Below are 16,417 nucleotides of genomic sequence, written 5' to 3' on the forward strand. Positions count from 1 at the left end.
TGCGGACGTGGCCTGGGGGCGCGGGCGAGGCCGCCGGGTGGGGCGGGCTCAGTCGAGGGTGCCGGCCCGCCACGCCGCGGCGGCGGCCTCCAGCTGCTCGGCGGTGCCGATCAGCCGCCGGGAGGCGCGGGTCATCCGGGTGCCGGCCGGGTGGGAGCCCGGGTCGGCGAAGAACTCGCTGGCGGCTCCCGGCCGGTGGGGGATGACGGCGGCGTCGGTGCGGTCCGCGGCGAGGCTCTGACCCAGGGCGATGACGCGGCAGAAGGCTGCGAAGCGCTCCAGGGCGACGTCGAACTGCCCGGTGTACGCGCCGGTGAGGATCTCATCCACGGTGCGGCACACCTCCTCCGCGTCCGGCGGATCCGCGACGCCGGCCACCACGCGGGAGACCTCCGCGGTGTCCTGGCCCAGGCGGTAGTACTCGCCGATGCGCGCGGGGTCCCGGCGCACCGTGTCCCGCAGGGCGTGGATGCGCCACAGCGCGCCGGGCAGGGAGACCGCCGGGGCCTGCGCCCACATCTGCGCGAGGGCCTCCACCCCGAAGCGGTCCGTGAACTCCACGAGCCGGGCCGTGACCTCCGGGTCCCGGTTGGCCCGCCCGCGGGTGAGCAGGGCCCAGGCGGAGGTGTGCGCGGCCTGGCTGAGGGTCTCCGGGTCGGTGCCGCCCTCGCGCTGGTCGAACATCGCGGGGGAGAACTTCACGGGACGGTGGTGGCGCGCGGCAGGCTTCTCGGGCATCCGAACAGTGTAGGACCGGCCCCGGGCCACCCGCAGTTCTCTGCGCCACCGGCGGACGAGGACAATAACCGATCCCGCAGGAGGCCGGGCCGACAGGGGGCTTCGGCGGTGTCGGTGCGGGGCCGGGGGAGTTGAGGGGCCCGTCGTCGGGCCGGTAGTGTGAGGTGTTGCGCGCCTTTAGCTCAGTTGGTAGAGCAAGGGACTTTTAATCCCTGGGTCGTGGGTTCGAGCCCCACAGGGCGCACCGCAGAGGACCCCGCACCGGCAGCAGCCGGGACGGGGTCCTCGTCGTATGCGGCGTCCGCGCTTCAGATGAGGCCTTCGTGTTGAGATGCGCCGTTCGTGCTGAGATGCCGCACGGCGTGCGGTATCTCAGCACGAAAGTGGGATCTCAGCACACATCCGGGACCTCAGCGGGCCGCCGTCGGGGTCATGCCGCCTGCTCCAGTCTCAGCAGGGTCGTCTTCGCGTCCAGACCGCCGATGTAGCCGCCGAGGCCGCCGTCGGCGCGCAGCACCCGGTGACAGGGCACCACGACCGGCAGCGGGTTGGTCGCGCAGGCCGTGCCGACGGCGCGGACGGCCCGCGGATTCCCGACGAGTTCGGCGACCTCCTTGTAGGAGCGGGTGCGGCCGTAGTCGATGTGCGGCAGGCAATGCTGCACGGTCCGGCGGAACCCCGAGGACAGCGCGTAATCCAGCGGCACGTCGAAGGCGCGTCGACGGCCGGCGAAGTACTCGTCGATCTCGGCGGCCACCGCATCCAGGCGACGGGGGGCCTCCAGCACCCGCGGGCTGATCCTCTCCGCCAGCGATGTCAGCACCGCGTCGAAGTCCTCGCGTTCGTAGGCCACGCGCACCAGCCCCGTCTCGGTCGCGGCCAGCAGCAGCGGACCGACGGGGGTGTCGATCGTGCGGTAGGCGACGTCGAGCAGTCCGTGCTCACCGGCCCGTGCGGCCAGGCGCGCGTGGAGATCGGCCATCGCCCCGGGTTCGATCGGGAAGAGGGCGGCACACTCGGCTCCCTCGCCGTCACCGGTCGGAAGGCTCGCGCCTGCGGGCATGCTGTCGGTCATCGGGGTGCTCCTTCCGTGTGCTCGCCGTCGTGGTAGGTCTGCCGCAGTCTCCTGATGCCGTCCGAGGCGGCTCTGCGCACCGCGTCGGGGCTTGAGCCGATGATCGCGGCGGTCTCGGTGTGCGGCAGACCGCCGAGGTAGTGGTAGGCGATCGCCAGCCGCTGCCGCTCCGGCAGCCCCGCCACCGCGGCCCACACCCCGTGCTCGTCATCGCCCGGGGTGCCCAGGGAGGAGACCCGCTCGGGGAGGTCGTCGCTGGGGGTCGCGTGCCGGGCCCGGGCGCGGACGACGTCGATCGCCTTGCGGCGGGCAACCCGCACCAGCCAGGCCTCCGTGTTCGTCTCCTCCGGCAGGTCCGGCCAGGTCTTCAGCGCGGCCAGGAACGTCTCGGACCAGGCGTCATCGGCGTCGAGCCCGGGACCGAGCACGGCTCGGCAGACCCGCAGCACGGTCTCGCCGTGCCGGGTCACGGCCTGGTCTAAGGGAAGTCGCATCGTCATCCCACGGTAGTCGCGCCGGCCGGGCCGAGCTGCTGAGCGAGCCTGCGATCGCCCAGCGCCGTCTGGATCACCGTGTGTCGCCTGGTCATCATGATCATCTCCTCCGTCTGCTCATGCTGTAGACGCGTCAGCACCGGCGGATGTGAGGTGGCCTCGTCCACATGTGCCGCGGTCCTCCCTGTCCGGGCGCATCGCAGAAGACCCCGCCCCGGCTGGTGCCGGAGCGGGGTCTTCGTCGTGCGCGGGGCTCCTGCTGAGATGCGGGGTTCGTGTCGAGATGCTGCACGTCGGGCGGTATCTCAGCACGAACGCGGGATCTCAGAACGAAACCGGGGTCTCAGCGCGCCCCGGGTCTCAGCGGGCCGCGGCGGGGCGGCGGGTCTCGGCGCTGATGAACCAGGACTGCTGCTCGAGCTTCTCGAGGATGCTGTGCAGGATGTCCGCGGAGGTCGGGTCGGCCTCGTCCACGGTGTCGTGGACCTCGCGGATGGTGTTGGTGGTGGCCTCCACCGCGGTGACGATCTCGTCGATCGCGTCCGTGGTGAGCACCTCGCCCTGCGGCATCTCCGGCAGGGTCGAGGCGGCCGCGACGACGGTGGGGCGCCCGTCCGGGGTGGCGTGCAGGGCGCGCATGCGCTCGGCCACGGTGTCGGAGGCCTCGCGGGCGATCTCCACGATCTCGTCCAGGTTCAGGTGCAGGTCCCGGAAGTTGGGGCCGACGATGTTCCAGTGCGCCTGCTTGCCCACCATATGCAGGGCGATCAGGTCCACGAGCACCTTCTGCAGGCTGTCGCGCAGCTCTTTCGGCGCGACGAACCCGTGCTCGGCGTTCTCCACGCGGGTCTTGGTGTCTCCGGCGGGCTGCGGAACGGTGACGGTCTCGGTCATGTCCTCACTCCTTCTCGAACTCGTTCGCTTCCCTTCCACATCACCACCGCAACCGCCCTCCCACAAGGGGTTTGAGCTGTCAGCCGAAGGCTCCGCGCATCACAGCAGGCCGATGCCGGGGCCACAGACGGCGGATGGATGTGGTCTGGGTCTCGGAGTAGCGTGGGATGTGATTCCCGCACCCATCGCGGGATCGACCGCTGTGTCATGTCGCTGAGGAGCACACCATGAAGATCCGCGCCGCTGTCCTGACCACGATGGAGGCCGAGCGTCCCTATGCCGACTCCAAGCCGCTGGCCATCGAGGAGCTCGAACTGGATCCGCCGCAGGAAGGAGAGGTGCTGCTGCGGATGACGGCCGCCGGCGTCTGCCATTCCGATCTTTCCGTGGTGGACGGCAACCGACCGCGACCTCTGCCGATGGCTCTGGGGCATGAGGGCACAGGGGTCGTCGAGGAGGTCGGCCCGGGAGTGGCAGGTCTGTCCGTCGGAGATCACGTGGTCACGGTGTTCCTGCCGCGCTGCGGTGAATGCGCGAACTGCCGCACGGACGGCAAGCTGCCCTGTTCCCGCGGCACGGAGTCCAACACTGCCGGATATCTGCCGGGTGGAGGGAAGAAGCTCCGCCTGCATCGGCCGGACGGAGAGGAGGTCCTGCACCATCTCGGAGTCTCGGCATTCGCCACTCATGCAGTGGTCCACGAGTCCAGCGTCGTCAAGATCGGGGAGGACGTGCCTCCCGAAGCTGCGGCACCGCTGGGGTGTGCGGTGCTGACCGGCGGAGGAGCGGTGGTCAATGCCGGCGATCCCCAGGAGGGAGACACGATCATGGTCGTGGGTCTCGGTGGGGTGGGCATCGCCGCGCTGCTGACGGCCATCGGGCTCGGCAAGGGCAAGGTCATCGGCGTCGATGCGCAGGAAGCCAAGCTGAAGCGCGCTTCCGAGCTGGGAGCCGACGAGGTGTGGACCCCGGAGCAGGTCGCTGAGCAGGGAATCACGGCGGATCTGGTCATCGAGGCTGCGGGGCATCCGCGGGCTTTCGAGACGGCGTTTGCGGCGACTGCGGTGGGGGGACGGACCGTGACCGTCGGACTGCCCAGCCCTTCGGCCGAGTCGGTGATCCACCCTGTGGTCCTGACCTCGGAGGCGCGCAGCGTCATCGGCAGCTACTTGGGATCGGCGGTCCCCTCCCGGGACATTCCGCGGTATGAGCAGCTGTGGCGCGATGGGGACCTGCCCGTGGAGGAGCTCGTCTCCTCCCGCATCCGGCTGGAGGACATCAACGAGGCCATGGACACGCTGGCTGAGGCTCGGGCGATCCGGCAGATCATCCTCTTCGAGGAGTCCGATCAGGCCCAGTGACACCGGGTGCGATATCGGCTCTCGGCCGAGCCGGAGAGCGATGCCGCCTCAGGGAGAGTCCTTCCGTGGCGGTGTCGCCCTTGAGGCGAGGGCATCGCCGATCGCCTGACCCACATCATCGCCCGCACGCAGCGGACGGCCGGCGAAGATCCCCTCATGAGCCAGCACCGGACGACGGTCGCCGGCGAGCTCGGGGTACTTCTCCTCGAGCTTCTCTCGGCGTTCGATGGTCTTCCGCCAGTGGTGCAGGACGTCGGGATCTCCCCGGCCGGCGCCCTCCCAGCTGTGCGGCATCTGCTCACGGGACGGCCCGGCATCGGCCCGGTTGCCGATGTTGACCGACGACAGCCTCTTCCGTGCAGCAGCGCCGCAGATAGGACACGGCGGATTCGGCGCATCCATGGTGGGCAACCCAGCTTCGAAGCGATGCTGAGCCTCGCAGAGGAAGTCGTGGAGGATCATGAGTAGTGCCCCTCTGGGGCCCAGCGGATCTCGTGAGCTGCCTGATCGGCGTCGTGTCCGAAGAAGACCTGTGCCTCTTTCTCCTCGGCGATGCGGCGCAGCTTCTCCACCGAGTCCAGCCAGGCCAGATTGTTCCAGACGATCGCGGCCCCCACGGCCGGAGGGCCCCAGGAATCCCGCATGTACACGGCGTCGGAGGTGAAGATCTTCGTCCCCTCGTCGGGCAGATCCAGCATCAGGGACATCGTTCCCCAGGTGTGACCCGGCGTCTGCAGGAGGGTGACACCCGGCAGGATCTCCTCATCGCCGCTGATGCCGCCGATGTCCAGACCCTCGTAGTCAGAGGGGATATTCGCGCCTTCGTGGTAGCCGGTGATCCCCTTGACTCTCTCCAGCTCGGCGGTGCTGGTGAGGATCCTGGTCTTCCCGTTGTCGAAGGCTCGGGCATTGGCCGCATGGTCGAAGTGCAGGTGGCTGAGCACCAGCAGGTCGATGTTCTCGGTGCTCAGTCCCATCCGGGCAAGGCTGCGGTCCAGATAGGAGGCTTCCGGGTCTTCGGCGTCATCGACCACCGGGAAGAACTGGTCGAAGCCGGTCGGCTGCCAGCGACTGGCCCAGTTTCGAGGGACACCGGTATCCCAGAGCATCCGCCCCTCGGGTGTCTCGACGAGCACGGCGTGCGTTGGAACGAGACCGAATTCGCGCGGGGCGTCCCGCTGACTGAAGGGTTTGATGATGCGCTCGGGTTTGAGGAGGAGCCAGGTGTAGTCGGCCTCCATGTCTCCGGAGTGCAGCACGTGCGCCCTCATGTCCATGGCGGACACCGTCCTTCGGATCGACGGTGTAATGCAGAGCACAATGCCATCTGGGCGTGGCCATGTCAACGATCCGACGCCGGGGCCACACCCGACTCTGCTTCCGCCCCTTCCGAGAAGCTACAGCAGCGCGGAGGTCAGGCGGCAGACGTTCTCCAGGGCCTTGGTGCGCAGCGGGCGGCTGCGCCACTGCTCCAGGTCCACCTCGTCGGAGACGGCCATGTACCGCTCGGCGACGTCCTGCACCTGGGCGGTGATCTCCTCGCTGAGCAGCATCATCGTCACCTCCAGGTTCAGGGAGAAGGAGCGCACATCCATGTTGGACGAGCCCAGGCAGGTCATATCGTGGTCCACCAGGACGAACTTCGTGTGCAGCACCGTCGGGGCGGGGTAGAGCATGATCCGCACCCCGGCCTCCAGCAGGCTGTCGTAGTAGGACTGCTGGCCGTAGTGGGCGAAGAACTGGTCGCCCTTCGCGCACACGATCAGCGTCACGTCGATCCCGGACTGCGCGGCCGTGGTCAGCGCCATCTTCAGGGAATCGTCCGGGATGAGGTACGGGGAGCAGATCAGCACCCGGTCCTCGGCGTTGTAGATCAGCTGGTTGATCAGCCGCAGGTTGTTCTCCGTGTCGAAGCCCGGCCCGGAGGGCACCGCCTGGGCCATCACCCCACCGTCGATCGAGGGCAGCTCCTGGTCCACCTCATCCAGCAGCAGATCCTCGGTCTCCGAGTACCAGTCGGAGATGAACAGGGCGTTCAGCTCATCCACCAGCGGTCCCTCGATGCGCAGCATCAGGTCCTTCCACTGCAGGCCTTTGCGCAGGTTCTTCGGCTTGTTGTACGAGCGGTCGATGATGTTCTGCGAGCCGGAGAAGGCGAGGTTGCCGTCGATGACGAGGATCTTCCGGTGGTTGCGCAGGTCCGGGCGCTGCCACTCCAGGCGCCACGGCCGGATCGGCAGCATCCGGTGCCAGGAGATCCCGGAGCGATCCAGCATCTTCACCAGCTCGCCGTAGCCGGGATACCCGGCCGAGCCCAGGTGGTCGATGAGGATGTGCACCTTGACCCCGCGCTCATGCGCCCGGAACAGGGCGTCGATCAGGGGAGCGGAGGTCTGGTCGTAGGCGACGATGTAGAACTCGAAGTGCACGTACTCCCGCGCCCGGTCCACGGCGTCGGCCATCACCCGGATGGACTCGTGGTTGTCCGGCAGCAGCTCGAAGGAGTTGCCGCCGGTCAGCGGCAGGGAGCCTAGCCGGTAGTTCAGCTGAGCGGCGGCCACCGCCGGCTCCCGCAGATGGTCGTGCCGACCCAGGATCGCCTGATCCCCGATCTGCTCGCGGATCAGCTCGTTCATCCGCGACTGACGCTGCCGTCGGGACTTGGGCAGATAGCGGGAGCCGATCACCAGGAACGCGATGATGCCGATGTACGGGATGAGGAAGATCGCCATGAGCCACCCCAGCGCCACGGCCGGCTTCCGGTTGTACGGGATCCAGCACAGCGCGATGATCCGGATGACCGCATCCACGACCACCAGGGTGATGTCCATCCACTGCGGCAGACCGGGGATGTTCAGCAGGGAGTAACTCACCGTGTCAGTGTACGGGAGGCCGCCCCCTCCGCCCTCAGGGCGTTCCTGCGCCCGCGGTCCCCGACGCCGCGGCCTCCCGGCCCAGCCCCAGATCGTAGGCGCTGGAGACCGCCGGGGCCCAGGAGGCCCCGCACGACGCCGCCCGGGCCAGGGCCCGCTGCGCCGCGGCGTCGGGTGCCAGGAACGTCGGCCCGGCCGCCGGCTCGCCGGCCGCCTGCCGTCCCGGGGGACCGGGCAGCAGCACGCCGCGCCGGGCCCCCAGCAGACCCGCGTAGGCCACGGCCGGGGAGACGCGGGCGGCGTCGTCGTAGAGCAGCCAGCCGATCCGGCGCTCGCCGAGGCCGCGCAGCAGACTCGGCAGCAGGTTCGGGTCCACGCGGATCTTGGGGAAGATCGCGCTGAGCACCTGCACCGCCGCGAGCATGACCTCTGCGGAGGGCACCGGGCGCCCGGAGAGCACATCGCGGGCGGCCTTCAGCCCGTCCCGGAACTCCCGGGGCAGGTGCAGTAGGGTCAGGGCGTGCAGGCGCACCGCCAGTCGGTAGGTCCCGGTCCGGGCCCGCTGCACCTCGGGATCCAGCCACGGGCAGGCCGGACCGGTCCCGGACCAGCCGCCGCCCAGCCACTCCTGGTCGATCGCGTGCTCCGGGTGCGGGTAAGCCGCCAGCTCCGCCTGCAGGGCCCGGGCCGTCTCCTGGGACTGCTCCAGCTCATCGCGCAGCCCGTCCCGGTTCTGCTGGGCCGCATGCAGCCGACGGCGGGCCGCGCCCACCCGGGTCTGGCAGGCGTCCTCCTCCCGGGCGGCCGTCTCCTGCGCGGTGCGCAGGTCCTCCAGCCGCTCCCGCCACGGCACCCGGGCCCGGCCCAGGCTCGCGGCCCGGCGCCAGACGCCCGGCTCCTCGTGCAGATGCGCGGCGATCGCGTCGCTGAGCCCGTGCCGGCGCATCTGGGCGGTGCGGTGCGCCCGCTCGGCCCGCACCAGGTCCGCCGTGAGGGCGTCCACGGAGGCTTGGGCATCGCGGATGTTCTGCCCGATGTCCCGGGTCATCTCCTCCGCCCGCAGCAGCAGGGGCACCGCCTCGTGGAAGCGCTGCCGGGAGGCCAGCAGCTCGCGGGTGCGCTCCTGGGCGGCCAGGGCGGCGTCGGCGGTGCGCTCCCACTCGCCCTGATCCGCCGCGGGATCGGCGCCGGCGCGCGGCAGGGCGTTGAGGACGGCGTCGATCGCATCGATCACCCCGATCTCGCGTCCGGCGGGCAGCGCCTGGAAGGGAGGATGCTCGGGCATCCCGGGGGCCAGGACCACCCGCACCCCGTAGGGTCCGGTGCCCGGCACCGGGCCGGAGGCGCTGGAGGCCGGGTCCACGACGGCGTGCAGGAACTCGTGCCCGGCCAGGTCCGGGTGCGGCACGGGCACGGTGCGCCCCGGGGTCCAGGGCAGGGGCTCGGGGTCGAAGACCTCCGCGGGATCCGGGATCTCGGCCAGGGCGCGGGCCCGGTGCACGAGGATCGCGGCGGCGATCTCCCGGGAGGTCTCCGGTCCGGGTGTCCCGGCGGCCGTGCGCGGTGGGCAGGTCCACAGGCCCTCGCGCGCGCCGAGCCGGCTCAGGGCCGCGTCCACCGCGAACTGGGTGGCCGCCGTGGCCGGGGAGGGCTCCGGCGCGCCGAGGGGCACCTGCTGAGGGGCGACGGCGTAGTACAGGCGGGTGCGGGAGTCCATGACGTCGGCGGGATGCTCCGGGGCGTCCACCCCGAGCAGCCCGGCCGCGGCCTGGCGGAAGCGGGTGCGGTGGTCGGCCCGGTCCAGCGCGGCCGCGCTGGGGTGGTTCAGCACCGGCACGCGCGGGGAGCCTTCGGGGCGGCTGGTGCGGCGCACCCGGCGGCTGGCCACCCGCACCGTCGCTGAGACCGGCCCCGAGAGGATTCCCTCGCCCAGGATCCGGTCGGTCAGGCTCAGCGCCTGCGCCAGATCCTCCTGGGTGAGCCGCCGCCCGCCGTCACCCGGCTGCCCCCGGCCGCGGATCAGCACCTCCCGGTGCGCCCAGTGCTCCAGCAGCTGCTCGCGCCACCGCGGCAGCTGGCTCGCGTAGTCCGGACCGGGGGCACCGGCTGCTCGCCAGGCGGCCCGGGACAGCTCGAGGGTCTCCGGCAGCACCCGGCCCTCCTCGTCGACCTCCAGGGCGAACACGGCGGTGAGCTCCTGCGGTCGCCTCGACTCCGAAGCCTTCCCGGCGGAGGCGTCGTCGGGGGTCTCCGGCATCGTCCCCGCCGCGACGGCGCCGGCGACCAGCCGGGCGTGATCCACCAGGCCGGCGTAGACCCGATGGCGCCAGGTGCGCTCCCGATGCAGGCTCAGGTGCCCGGTCACTGGCTCCCAGGGCAGGTGGTGCTCCGGGAGGTAGTCCTTGACCGTCTCCGCCGGCCCGGCCGGGCCCGGCACCGGCAGGGCGCGCGGGCTGAGGTCGGTCACGATGCGCCACAGCCGCAGGGGATCGTCGGGCAGCAGGGAACCGAGGGGCATGATCCCAACCTACAAGGCTCACCTGGGCGCCCCGGGCCGGGTGACCGGGCCGCGTCGCGGGTGCGCCGGGTGCGCGGCCGGTGCACAACGGCGTCGGGCCCTAGGATGGGAGGGTCTCCGCCGCCGCGCCTCACCCAGGAGCTCCCGCCGCCCGTGCCCACCGGTCCCCTGCATCAGCTCGTCCGCTTCGCCCCGCCCACGCAGGACCACGTTCCCGCCGTGCGCATCGCGCTGACCGTGGGTCTGCCGCAGCTGCTGCTGCTCGCCCTGGGGCGGCTGGACCTGAGCATCTACGCGGCCTTCGGGGCCTTCACCGCGATCTACGGGCGCCAGGAGGCCCCGCGGCTGCGCCTGCGCCACCAGTGCCAGGCGGCGCTGATGCTGCTGGTGTGCATCGCGCTGGGGCTGGGGCTGTCCCGGGCGCACGCGGACCCCTGGCTGGTGGTCGCGGTGTGCGGGCTGGTCGCCGGCGGCGGGGCCGTGCTCACCGCCGTGCTGCGTCTGCGCCCGGCCGGCTCGACCTTCCTGATCTTCGCCGCCGGAGCCATCGGCTCCATCCCGCACCCCGCCTCCTGGTCGCAGGGCCTGGGCACCGCCGCGGCGACGGCCGCGTGGTCCGTGCTCGCGGGTCTGGCCGGCGCCCTGCTGGGGGAGGGGCGACGCGGCCACGTGGCCCCGCCGCCGGGCCCGCACGGGATGGACCGGCGCCGCGCCGTGCGCTACGGCCTGATGTTCTTCCTCGCTCCGCTCATCGCCGGGCTGCTGGGGCAGGCCTCGGGGCTGTCCCACTCCTACTGGGCGATGGTCGCCGCGGCCGCGGCCATCGCCGGGCCCAACTCCCGGGCCCGGCTGCACCGGGGCGTGCAGCGCGTCATCGGGACCCTCGGCGGAGTGCTGATCACCGCCTTCGTGCTCTCCCAGCACCCCCAGCCCTGGCACCTGGTCGTGTGGGTCATCATCTTCCAGTTCCTCACCGAGACGTACGTGCTGCGCAACTACGCCTTCGCGACCCTGTTCATCACGCCGCTGGCCCTGCTCATGCTGCAGCTCGGGCACCCTTCCTCGGTGGGCACGGTGCTCACCGCGCGCCTGGCGGAGACCGCGATCGGCGGGGCCGTGGCCATCGCGCTGGTGCTGCTGACCCGCACCCGCGAGGAGCGCCGCGCGGGTGCCCACACGAGGACCCCAGCGGGGGCGGAGCGGAGCCGCGGCGGGGCCCATCGCCCCGAGACCGCCCCCGATGCCGCGCCCGGCGTCCCGACCCGAACCCCGGAGGAGCCCCGATGGCCGCGCGACTGAGCACCGGAACTCTCAAGCGCCAAGCCGGGAGGATCCTGAAGTTCTCCATCGTCCTGCCGCTGTTCATGACGGTGATGTTCCCGCTGATCTACGGGTTCAGCATGCACACCCCGACCCCGCACCATCTGAAGGTCGCCGTCGTCGCCCAGGACGCGAGCGCCGAGCACCTGGTGGACCGGTTGGACGCCGCGGCCGGGGACTCCTACGACGTCTCCGCGGTGGACTCCGCCGAGGAGGCCAAGCGCCAGATCGAGGCCCTGCAGGTCCGGGCCGCCTGGGACCCGCAGACCAACACGGAGTACGTCGCGAGCATGGGCTCCACCTCCGCGACGCAGTTCGCCGAGTCCTACATCGCGAAGATCGCCCCGAAGGTCCTGGTGGAGCTGGGGAAGGCGGAATCCGCGGAGCAGGCGCCGGCGCCCACCGTGCAGGACCTCGTGCCCCCGCCGGGCGGCGACGGGCTGGGGCTGTCCCTGCTGTTCATGGGGCTGCCGGTGATGATGGCCGGGTTCATGACCGCCACGGGTCTGCGCTCCAACCTGGCGCAGCTCTCCGCACGGGTGGCGATCTCGATCATGGCCGTGCTGGCGCTGGCCTACGCGACGCTGGCGACCTTCGTGGGGTACAGCGTCTACGCGGCATTCCAGGTGCATGCCCTGCCGATCTTCCTGCTGATGGCCTTCGCCTCCTTCATCGTGATGCTGTTCCACACCGGCGGCATGCGGGTGATCGGGCTGTACATGGCCCTGCCCACGATCTTCCTGCTGGTGCTGCTGGGGGTGCCCTCCTCCGGGGCGGGCATGGCCACGGAGCTGGTCCCGCCGGTGGTCGCCGCTCTGCACCCGTGGCTGCCGACCCCGGCGCTGCTGGATGCCCTGCGCAAGCTGCTGTACTTCCCCACGGCCTCCCTGGCCGGCAACGTGATCACCCTGCTGCTGTGGTTCTTCCTGGCCCTGGCGCTGCTCGGGGCCTCCTTCCTGCGCCGTCCCCGTCCCACGGATGCCGACGCCGTGCCGGCGGAGAAGGACGAGCAGGAAGCGGTCGCAGACACTCCGGGCACCCGCGCCGAGGGACGGGCCAGGGAGCAGCTGCGCGCGGCCGTGGCCTCCACCCGCGGCTTCCGCGGATTCTTCGGCAGCCGCCGGGTGGTCTCGGACGAGCAGATGCAGAATCGGCGGGGTCTGCACGCCGCGATCCGCCTGCCGATGTTCTTCGCGATCGCGATGCCGCTGATGTATCTGGGGCTGGTCCACCACCCCGCACCCAACGGGATGGTCCTGGATGTGGTGGCCGACGGCGCTCAGGGCACCAGCATCGCGAAGACCCTCGAGCAGCTGCCCGCCTACGAGGTGCACCGGGTGGATTCCGCCGAGCAGGCCCGGCAGGACATGCTGCACGGGCGGGCCCGCGGGGCCTTCGTGCCCGCTGCCGATGCCGCGGAGGTGCCGGGGGCCGAGGCCGGAAAGGGCCCGGTGGTGCTGGTGGCCTCGGGGACGGGGATCCAGGCGGAGTCGGCGGTGACCACGGTGTTCGCGGCCGTGTCCGGGGAGGTCTCCCCGCAGACCGTGGATCTGGCCCCGACCCACGCCAACGACCGCTTCGGGATGTCGATGATGTACCTGGGTCTGGGCGGGATCGTCGGGTCCAACATCGCCGGCATGATGATCGGCCTGGTGGGACGGGGATGGAGCTGGTACCGCCGACTGGCGTGGGTGCTGGGGGTGGCCGCGGCGAACACGGGCCTGCAGTACCTGATCTCCGTGCACGTGGTGCGCTTCCTGCCCGCGGACGTGGACTGGACGGTGTGGCCGATCCTGTTCCTGATGTCCGTGAGCATTCAGATCTTCGCCGTCGGCGGGGCGCTGCTGATCCGCAACGACGTGATGATCTGGCTGATCGGCGTGTTCATCATGTGCGGGGTGCCGGCCTCGGGTCTGCTGCTGCCGCTGGACATGGCCCCGGATCGGTACCAGATCCTGCACCACCTGGTGCCCTCAGCCGTGGCTCTCGGGGCCATCCGCTCCCGGGTGTACCTGCCGGAGGCGCCCGTGGGTTCGGCGGTGCTCACGGAGCTGATCTGGCTGGCCGCGGCCCTGCTGGTCTACCTGTGGGGGTGCCTGCACGTGCGCCGGCTGCGGCGTCGGGATGAGGCCGCCGCGGCCCGGGAGGCCCACCAGTTCGACGACGCCGAGGCCGGGGAGTTCGAGGGTGCGGTGCTCTCCGGGTCCCCGGGGCCGCAGACCCGGCAGCTGCAGGTGGTGCGCGCCGCGGCCAAGGAGGCCGCCCGCTCCCGGTCCTGAGTCTGGCCGGATCCGCGGTGGCGGAGACCGGAGCCACCCCCTAGACTGCTAGATAATCTAGTTAGATTTTCGAGGGGTGATGGTGGTGAGACAGCCCGACGGCGCCGTCCTGCGGGTCCTGCAGCAGCTGCAGGTGCTGGGCCAGACCCTGGACCACGCCCACGCCGAGCTCAAGGACGGCATGGGACTCAACGCCACCGACCTGGCGACCCTGCGCCTTCTCATCGTGCGGGACCAGCGCGGCCGACTGACGACCCCCAAGGAGGTCGCCGCGCACCTGGAGATCACCACGGCCTCCGCCACCGCCCTGATCGACCGGCTCGTCGCGGCCGGGCACCTGCGCCGGGAGCCGCACCCGCGGGATCGACGCTCCCGCGTGCTGGTGCTCACCGAGCACGCCCGGCGGGAGTTCTTCGCGCACTTCTCCGGGCACCTGGCCGCGATGCGCACCGTCGCCGAGCGCTTCGACCACACCCAGCTGGGCACCATCGACGCCTTCCTGACCGGGCTGAACACCGCCCTGGGCGGCCCGGAGGCGGCGGAGCCTCCCGCCCGCCCCGGCCAGCCCCCGGGTGCCGCCGACGACGCCGAGCACCCCCGCACCGACCCCGAGGAGACCCCGTGAACGCCCAGCACAGCACCCCACGCGCCGACCACCACGTCGAGCCCCACAGCGACCGCGACCGGCACCATCCCCAGCACCTGGATCCGCAGGCCCGCCCGGGCCGACGCTGGCTGCGCATCCTGCTGCCGGCCCTGCTGATCCTCGCCTGGCTGGCGGTAACCGGCATCGGCGGGCCCTACTTCGGGAAGATCTCCGAGGTGACCTCGGAATCGGCCACGGACCGGCTGCCCGCCAGCGCCCAGTCCACCGAGGTGGCCCAGCGCCTGGCCGACTTCAAGGAATCCGACGCGATCCCGGCGATCGTCGTGCTGGAGAACCCGGACGGGATCACCGAGCAGGACACCGCCTGGGCCCAGCAGCTGGCGAAGGACCCGGGCCGCGAGGTGCCCCTGGACGGGGCGGCCTCCCCGGCGATCCCCTCCGAGGACGGCAAGGCCCTGCAGATCGTGCTGCCCCTGGATTCCGGGGCGCAGCCCGACGACGCCGTGACCGCCCTGCGGGAGCGGCTGAACGAGGCCCCCGAGGGCCTGCGCGGGTGGGTCACGGGCCCGGCCGGGTTCACCGCGGATCTGGCCGAGGCCTTCTCCGGGATCGACGGCATCCTGCTGGCGGTGGCCCTGGTCGTGGTGTTCGTGATCCTGCTGGCGGTCTACCGCTCGCCCCTGCTGCCGATCCTGGTGCTGCTGACCTCCCTGGCCGCCCTGTCCGCCTCCATCCTGGTGATCTGGCACCTGGCCGACGCCGCGTGGCTGAGCATCAACGGGCAGATCCAGGGCATCCTGTTCATCCTCGTCATCGGCGCGGCCACGGACTACTCCCTGCTGTTCGTGGCCCGCTACCGCGAAGCCCTGCAGACCCACCGCACGGTGCCCGCGGCGATGCGCACGGCCTGGCGGGGCACCATCGAGCCGGTGGCCGCCTCCGGCGGCACCGTCATCGCCGGGCTGCTGTGCCTGATGTTCTCCTCCCTGAAGACCAACGCCGCCCTCGGCCCGGTGGCCGCCACCGGCATCGTCTTCGCGATGCTCGCGGCCCTGACCCTCCTGCCGGCGCTGCTGCTGATCTTCGGCCGTGTGGCCTTCTGGCCCGCCCGTCCGCGCTTCCGAGGCGAGGACTTCACGCCCCCGGCCCGGCTGTGGGGCGGCATCGCGCGGCGGGTGGGGCGCCGAGCCCGCCCGATCTGGCTGGTCAGCGCCGCAGCCCTCGTGATCATGGCGGCCTTCGCCCTGCAGTTCCGGGCCTCCGGGGTCCCGCAGTCGGAGCTGATCCTCGGCCACTCCGACGCCCGGGACGGCCAGCAGGTCCAGGCGGAGCACTTCCCCGGCGGCTCCGGGACCCCGGCGCAGGTGGTCGTCGCGGCCGACGCCGAGCAGCAGGCCGGGCAGATCCTGCGGGAGACCGACGGCGTGGATTCGGTCAGCGTGGTCGCCGCGGATTCCCCCACCGGCACGGTGCCGCTGGATCAGCAGCAGCGCTCCGCCCCGCCCTACGACGGGGCGCAGCCCACCGTGGCCGAGGGGGACGTGATGCTGGAGGTGACCCTGGCCGACGCCCCGGATTCGGCGGCCGCGGAGGACACGGTGCAGCGGATGCGGGACCGGATCACCGCCGCGGATGCGCACGCCCTGGTGGGCGGGACCACCGCCCAGGACCTGGACACCCTAGAGGCGGCCAGCGCGGACCGGGCGCTGATCATCCCGATCATCCTCGCGGTGATCACCGTGATCCTCATGCTCCTGCTGCGCTCGATCCTCGCCCCGCTGCTGCTGGTGGCCACTACCGTGGTCAGCTACCTCGCGGCCCTGGGGGTGGGCGCCCTGGTGTTCCACCACCTGCTGGGCTTCTCGAACGCCGACCCCACGGTGCCGCTGTACGCCTTCGTGTTCCTCGTGGCCCTGGGCATCGACTACAACATCTTCCTGATGACCCGGGTGCGGGAGGAGTCCCTGAGCGCGGGCACCCGCGAGGGGGTGCTGCGGGGGCTGCGCCTGACCGGCGGGGTGATCACCGCGGCCGGCGTCGTGCTGGCGGCGACCTTCGCGGCGCTGGCCGTGATCCCGCTGATGTTCCTGGCGCAGCTGGCCTTCCTGGTGGCCTTCGGCGTGCTGCTGGACACGACCCTGGTGCGGGCCCTGCTGGTCCCGGCCCTGGTGCACGACATCGGCGACGCCGTGTGGTGGCCCTCGAAGCTGCGCCACGGGCCGATTCGCTCCCGGGACTGACCCGGCGCGAGGGCGGGC

At 71.7% G+C, this 16,417-nt stretch carries 14 protein-coding genes and 1 tRNA gene; 6 read left to right on the forward strand and 9 right to left on the reverse strand.

Annotated elements, in window-relative coordinates; all coding sequences use genetic code 11:
- Positions 1 to 48 precede the first annotated feature (48 nt).
- A complete protein-coding gene (locus AC0VXQ_RS01895; RefSeq protein WP_058730546.1) occupies positions 49 to 738 on the reverse strand; it encodes a hypothetical protein in 690 nt (229 codons plus the stop codon).
- A 171-nt stretch (positions 739 to 909) separates the two neighbouring features.
- On the opposite strand from AC0VXQ_RS01895, the gene AC0VXQ_RS01900 reads away from it, so the two are divergent.
- Positions 910 to 982, forward strand: a tRNA-Lys gene (locus tag AC0VXQ_RS01900).
- 186 nt (positions 983 to 1,168) lie between these two features.
- Here the strand turns inward: AC0VXQ_RS01900 and AC0VXQ_RS01905 are convergent.
- The 4 genes from AC0VXQ_RS01905 to AC0VXQ_RS01920 all read right to left on the reverse strand — a co-directional run bounded on the left by AC0VXQ_RS01905 (position 1,169) and on the right by AC0VXQ_RS01920 (position 3,201).
- Positions 1,169 to 1,720 (reverse strand): methylated-DNA--[protein]-cysteine S-methyltransferase, encoded by a 552-nt coding sequence (locus tag AC0VXQ_RS01905; protein ID WP_224799800.1) that lies wholly within the window; start codon positions 1,718 to 1,720, stop codon positions 1,169 to 1,171.
- A gap of 89 nt (positions 1,721 to 1,809) precedes the next feature.
- Complete coding sequence (locus AC0VXQ_RS01910; protein WP_196825800.1) at positions 1,810 to 2,307, reverse strand: RNA polymerase sigma factor; 498 nt, start codon at positions 2,305 to 2,307, stop codon at positions 1,810 to 1,812.
- Positions 2,308 to 2,309: 2 nt separating this feature from the next.
- Complete coding sequence (locus AC0VXQ_RS01915) at positions 2,310 to 2,474, reverse strand: hypothetical protein (RefSeq protein ID WP_165596158.1); 165 nt, start codon at positions 2,472 to 2,474, stop codon at positions 2,310 to 2,312.
- Between the two features lie 193 nt (positions 2,475 to 2,667).
- Positions 2,668 to 3,201, reverse strand: coding sequence for a Dps family protein (locus tag AC0VXQ_RS01920; RefSeq protein WP_058730544.1), 534 nt, complete (start codon positions 3,199 to 3,201; stop codon positions 2,668 to 2,670).
- A gap of 227 nt (positions 3,202 to 3,428) precedes the next feature.
- Here AC0VXQ_RS01920 and AC0VXQ_RS01925 point away from each other — a divergent pair, with 227 nt between their 5' ends.
- Positions 3,429 to 4,562 carry an alcohol dehydrogenase catalytic domain-containing protein gene (locus tag AC0VXQ_RS01925; RefSeq protein WP_133566396.1) on the forward strand — a complete coding sequence of 378 codons (1,134 nt, stop codon included), beginning with the start codon at positions 3,429 to 3,431 and terminating at the stop codon, positions 4,560 to 4,562.
- A 48-nt stretch (positions 4,563 to 4,610) separates the two neighbouring features.
- On the opposite strand, the gene AC0VXQ_RS01930 is transcribed toward AC0VXQ_RS01925, so the two are convergent.
- The 4 genes from AC0VXQ_RS01930 to AC0VXQ_RS01945 all read right to left on the reverse strand — a co-directional run bounded on the left by AC0VXQ_RS01930 (position 4,611) and on the right by AC0VXQ_RS01945 (position 9,953).
- Positions 4,611 to 5,024: an FmdB family zinc ribbon protein gene (locus tag AC0VXQ_RS01930; protein WP_174520369.1), complete on the reverse strand. Its 414-nt coding sequence runs from the start codon at positions 5,022 to 5,024 to the stop codon at positions 4,611 to 4,613.
- Entirely contained in the window at positions 5,021 to 5,803 is a 783-nt protein-coding gene (locus AC0VXQ_RS01935) for an N-acyl homoserine lactonase family protein (protein WP_475528911.1), read from the reverse strand. Before AC0VXQ_RS01935 ends, AC0VXQ_RS01930 begins: the two co-directional genes overlap by 4 nt.
- 156 nt (positions 5,804 to 5,959) lie before the next feature.
- Entirely contained in the window at positions 5,960 to 7,393 is a 1,434-nt protein-coding gene (cls, locus tag AC0VXQ_RS01940) for a cardiolipin synthase (protein ID WP_058730551.1), read from the reverse strand.
- A 76-nt stretch (positions 7,394 to 7,469) separates the two neighbouring features.
- A complete protein-coding gene (locus AC0VXQ_RS01945) occupies positions 7,470 to 9,953 on the reverse strand; it encodes a hypothetical protein (protein ID WP_475528912.1) in 2,484 nt (827 codons plus the stop codon).
- 153 nt (positions 9,954 to 10,106) lie between these two features.
- Here AC0VXQ_RS01945 and AC0VXQ_RS01950 point away from each other — a divergent pair, with 153 nt between their 5' ends.
- The 4 genes from AC0VXQ_RS01950 to AC0VXQ_RS01965 all read left to right on the forward strand — a co-directional run bounded on the left by AC0VXQ_RS01950 (position 10,107) and on the right by AC0VXQ_RS01965 (position 16,399).
- The gene (locus tag AC0VXQ_RS01950; RefSeq protein WP_058730541.1) at positions 10,107 to 11,252 is read left to right on the forward strand and encodes an FUSC family protein; all 1,146 of its coding nucleotides are present in this window, start codon (positions 10,107 to 10,109) and stop codon (positions 11,250 to 11,252) included.
- Entirely contained in the window at positions 11,237 to 13,552 is a 2,316-nt protein-coding gene (locus AC0VXQ_RS01955) for a hypothetical protein (protein WP_475528915.1), read from the forward strand. Before AC0VXQ_RS01950 ends, AC0VXQ_RS01955 begins: the two co-directional genes overlap by 16 nt.
- Positions 13,553 to 13,637: 85 nt before the next feature.
- Complete coding sequence (locus AC0VXQ_RS01960) at positions 13,638 to 14,177, forward strand: MarR family winged helix-turn-helix transcriptional regulator (RefSeq protein WP_232238413.1); 540 nt, start codon at positions 13,638 to 13,640, stop codon at positions 14,175 to 14,177.
- A complete protein-coding gene (locus AC0VXQ_RS01965) occupies positions 14,174 to 16,399 on the forward strand; it encodes an MMPL family transporter (protein WP_475528917.1) in 2,226 nt (741 codons plus the stop codon). Before AC0VXQ_RS01960 ends, AC0VXQ_RS01965 begins: the two co-directional genes overlap by 4 nt.
- The last annotated feature ends 18 nt before the right edge of the window (positions 16,400 to 16,417 follow it).

It is taken from the genome of Rothia sp. QJM3NY_36 (genome assembly GCF_056173115.1).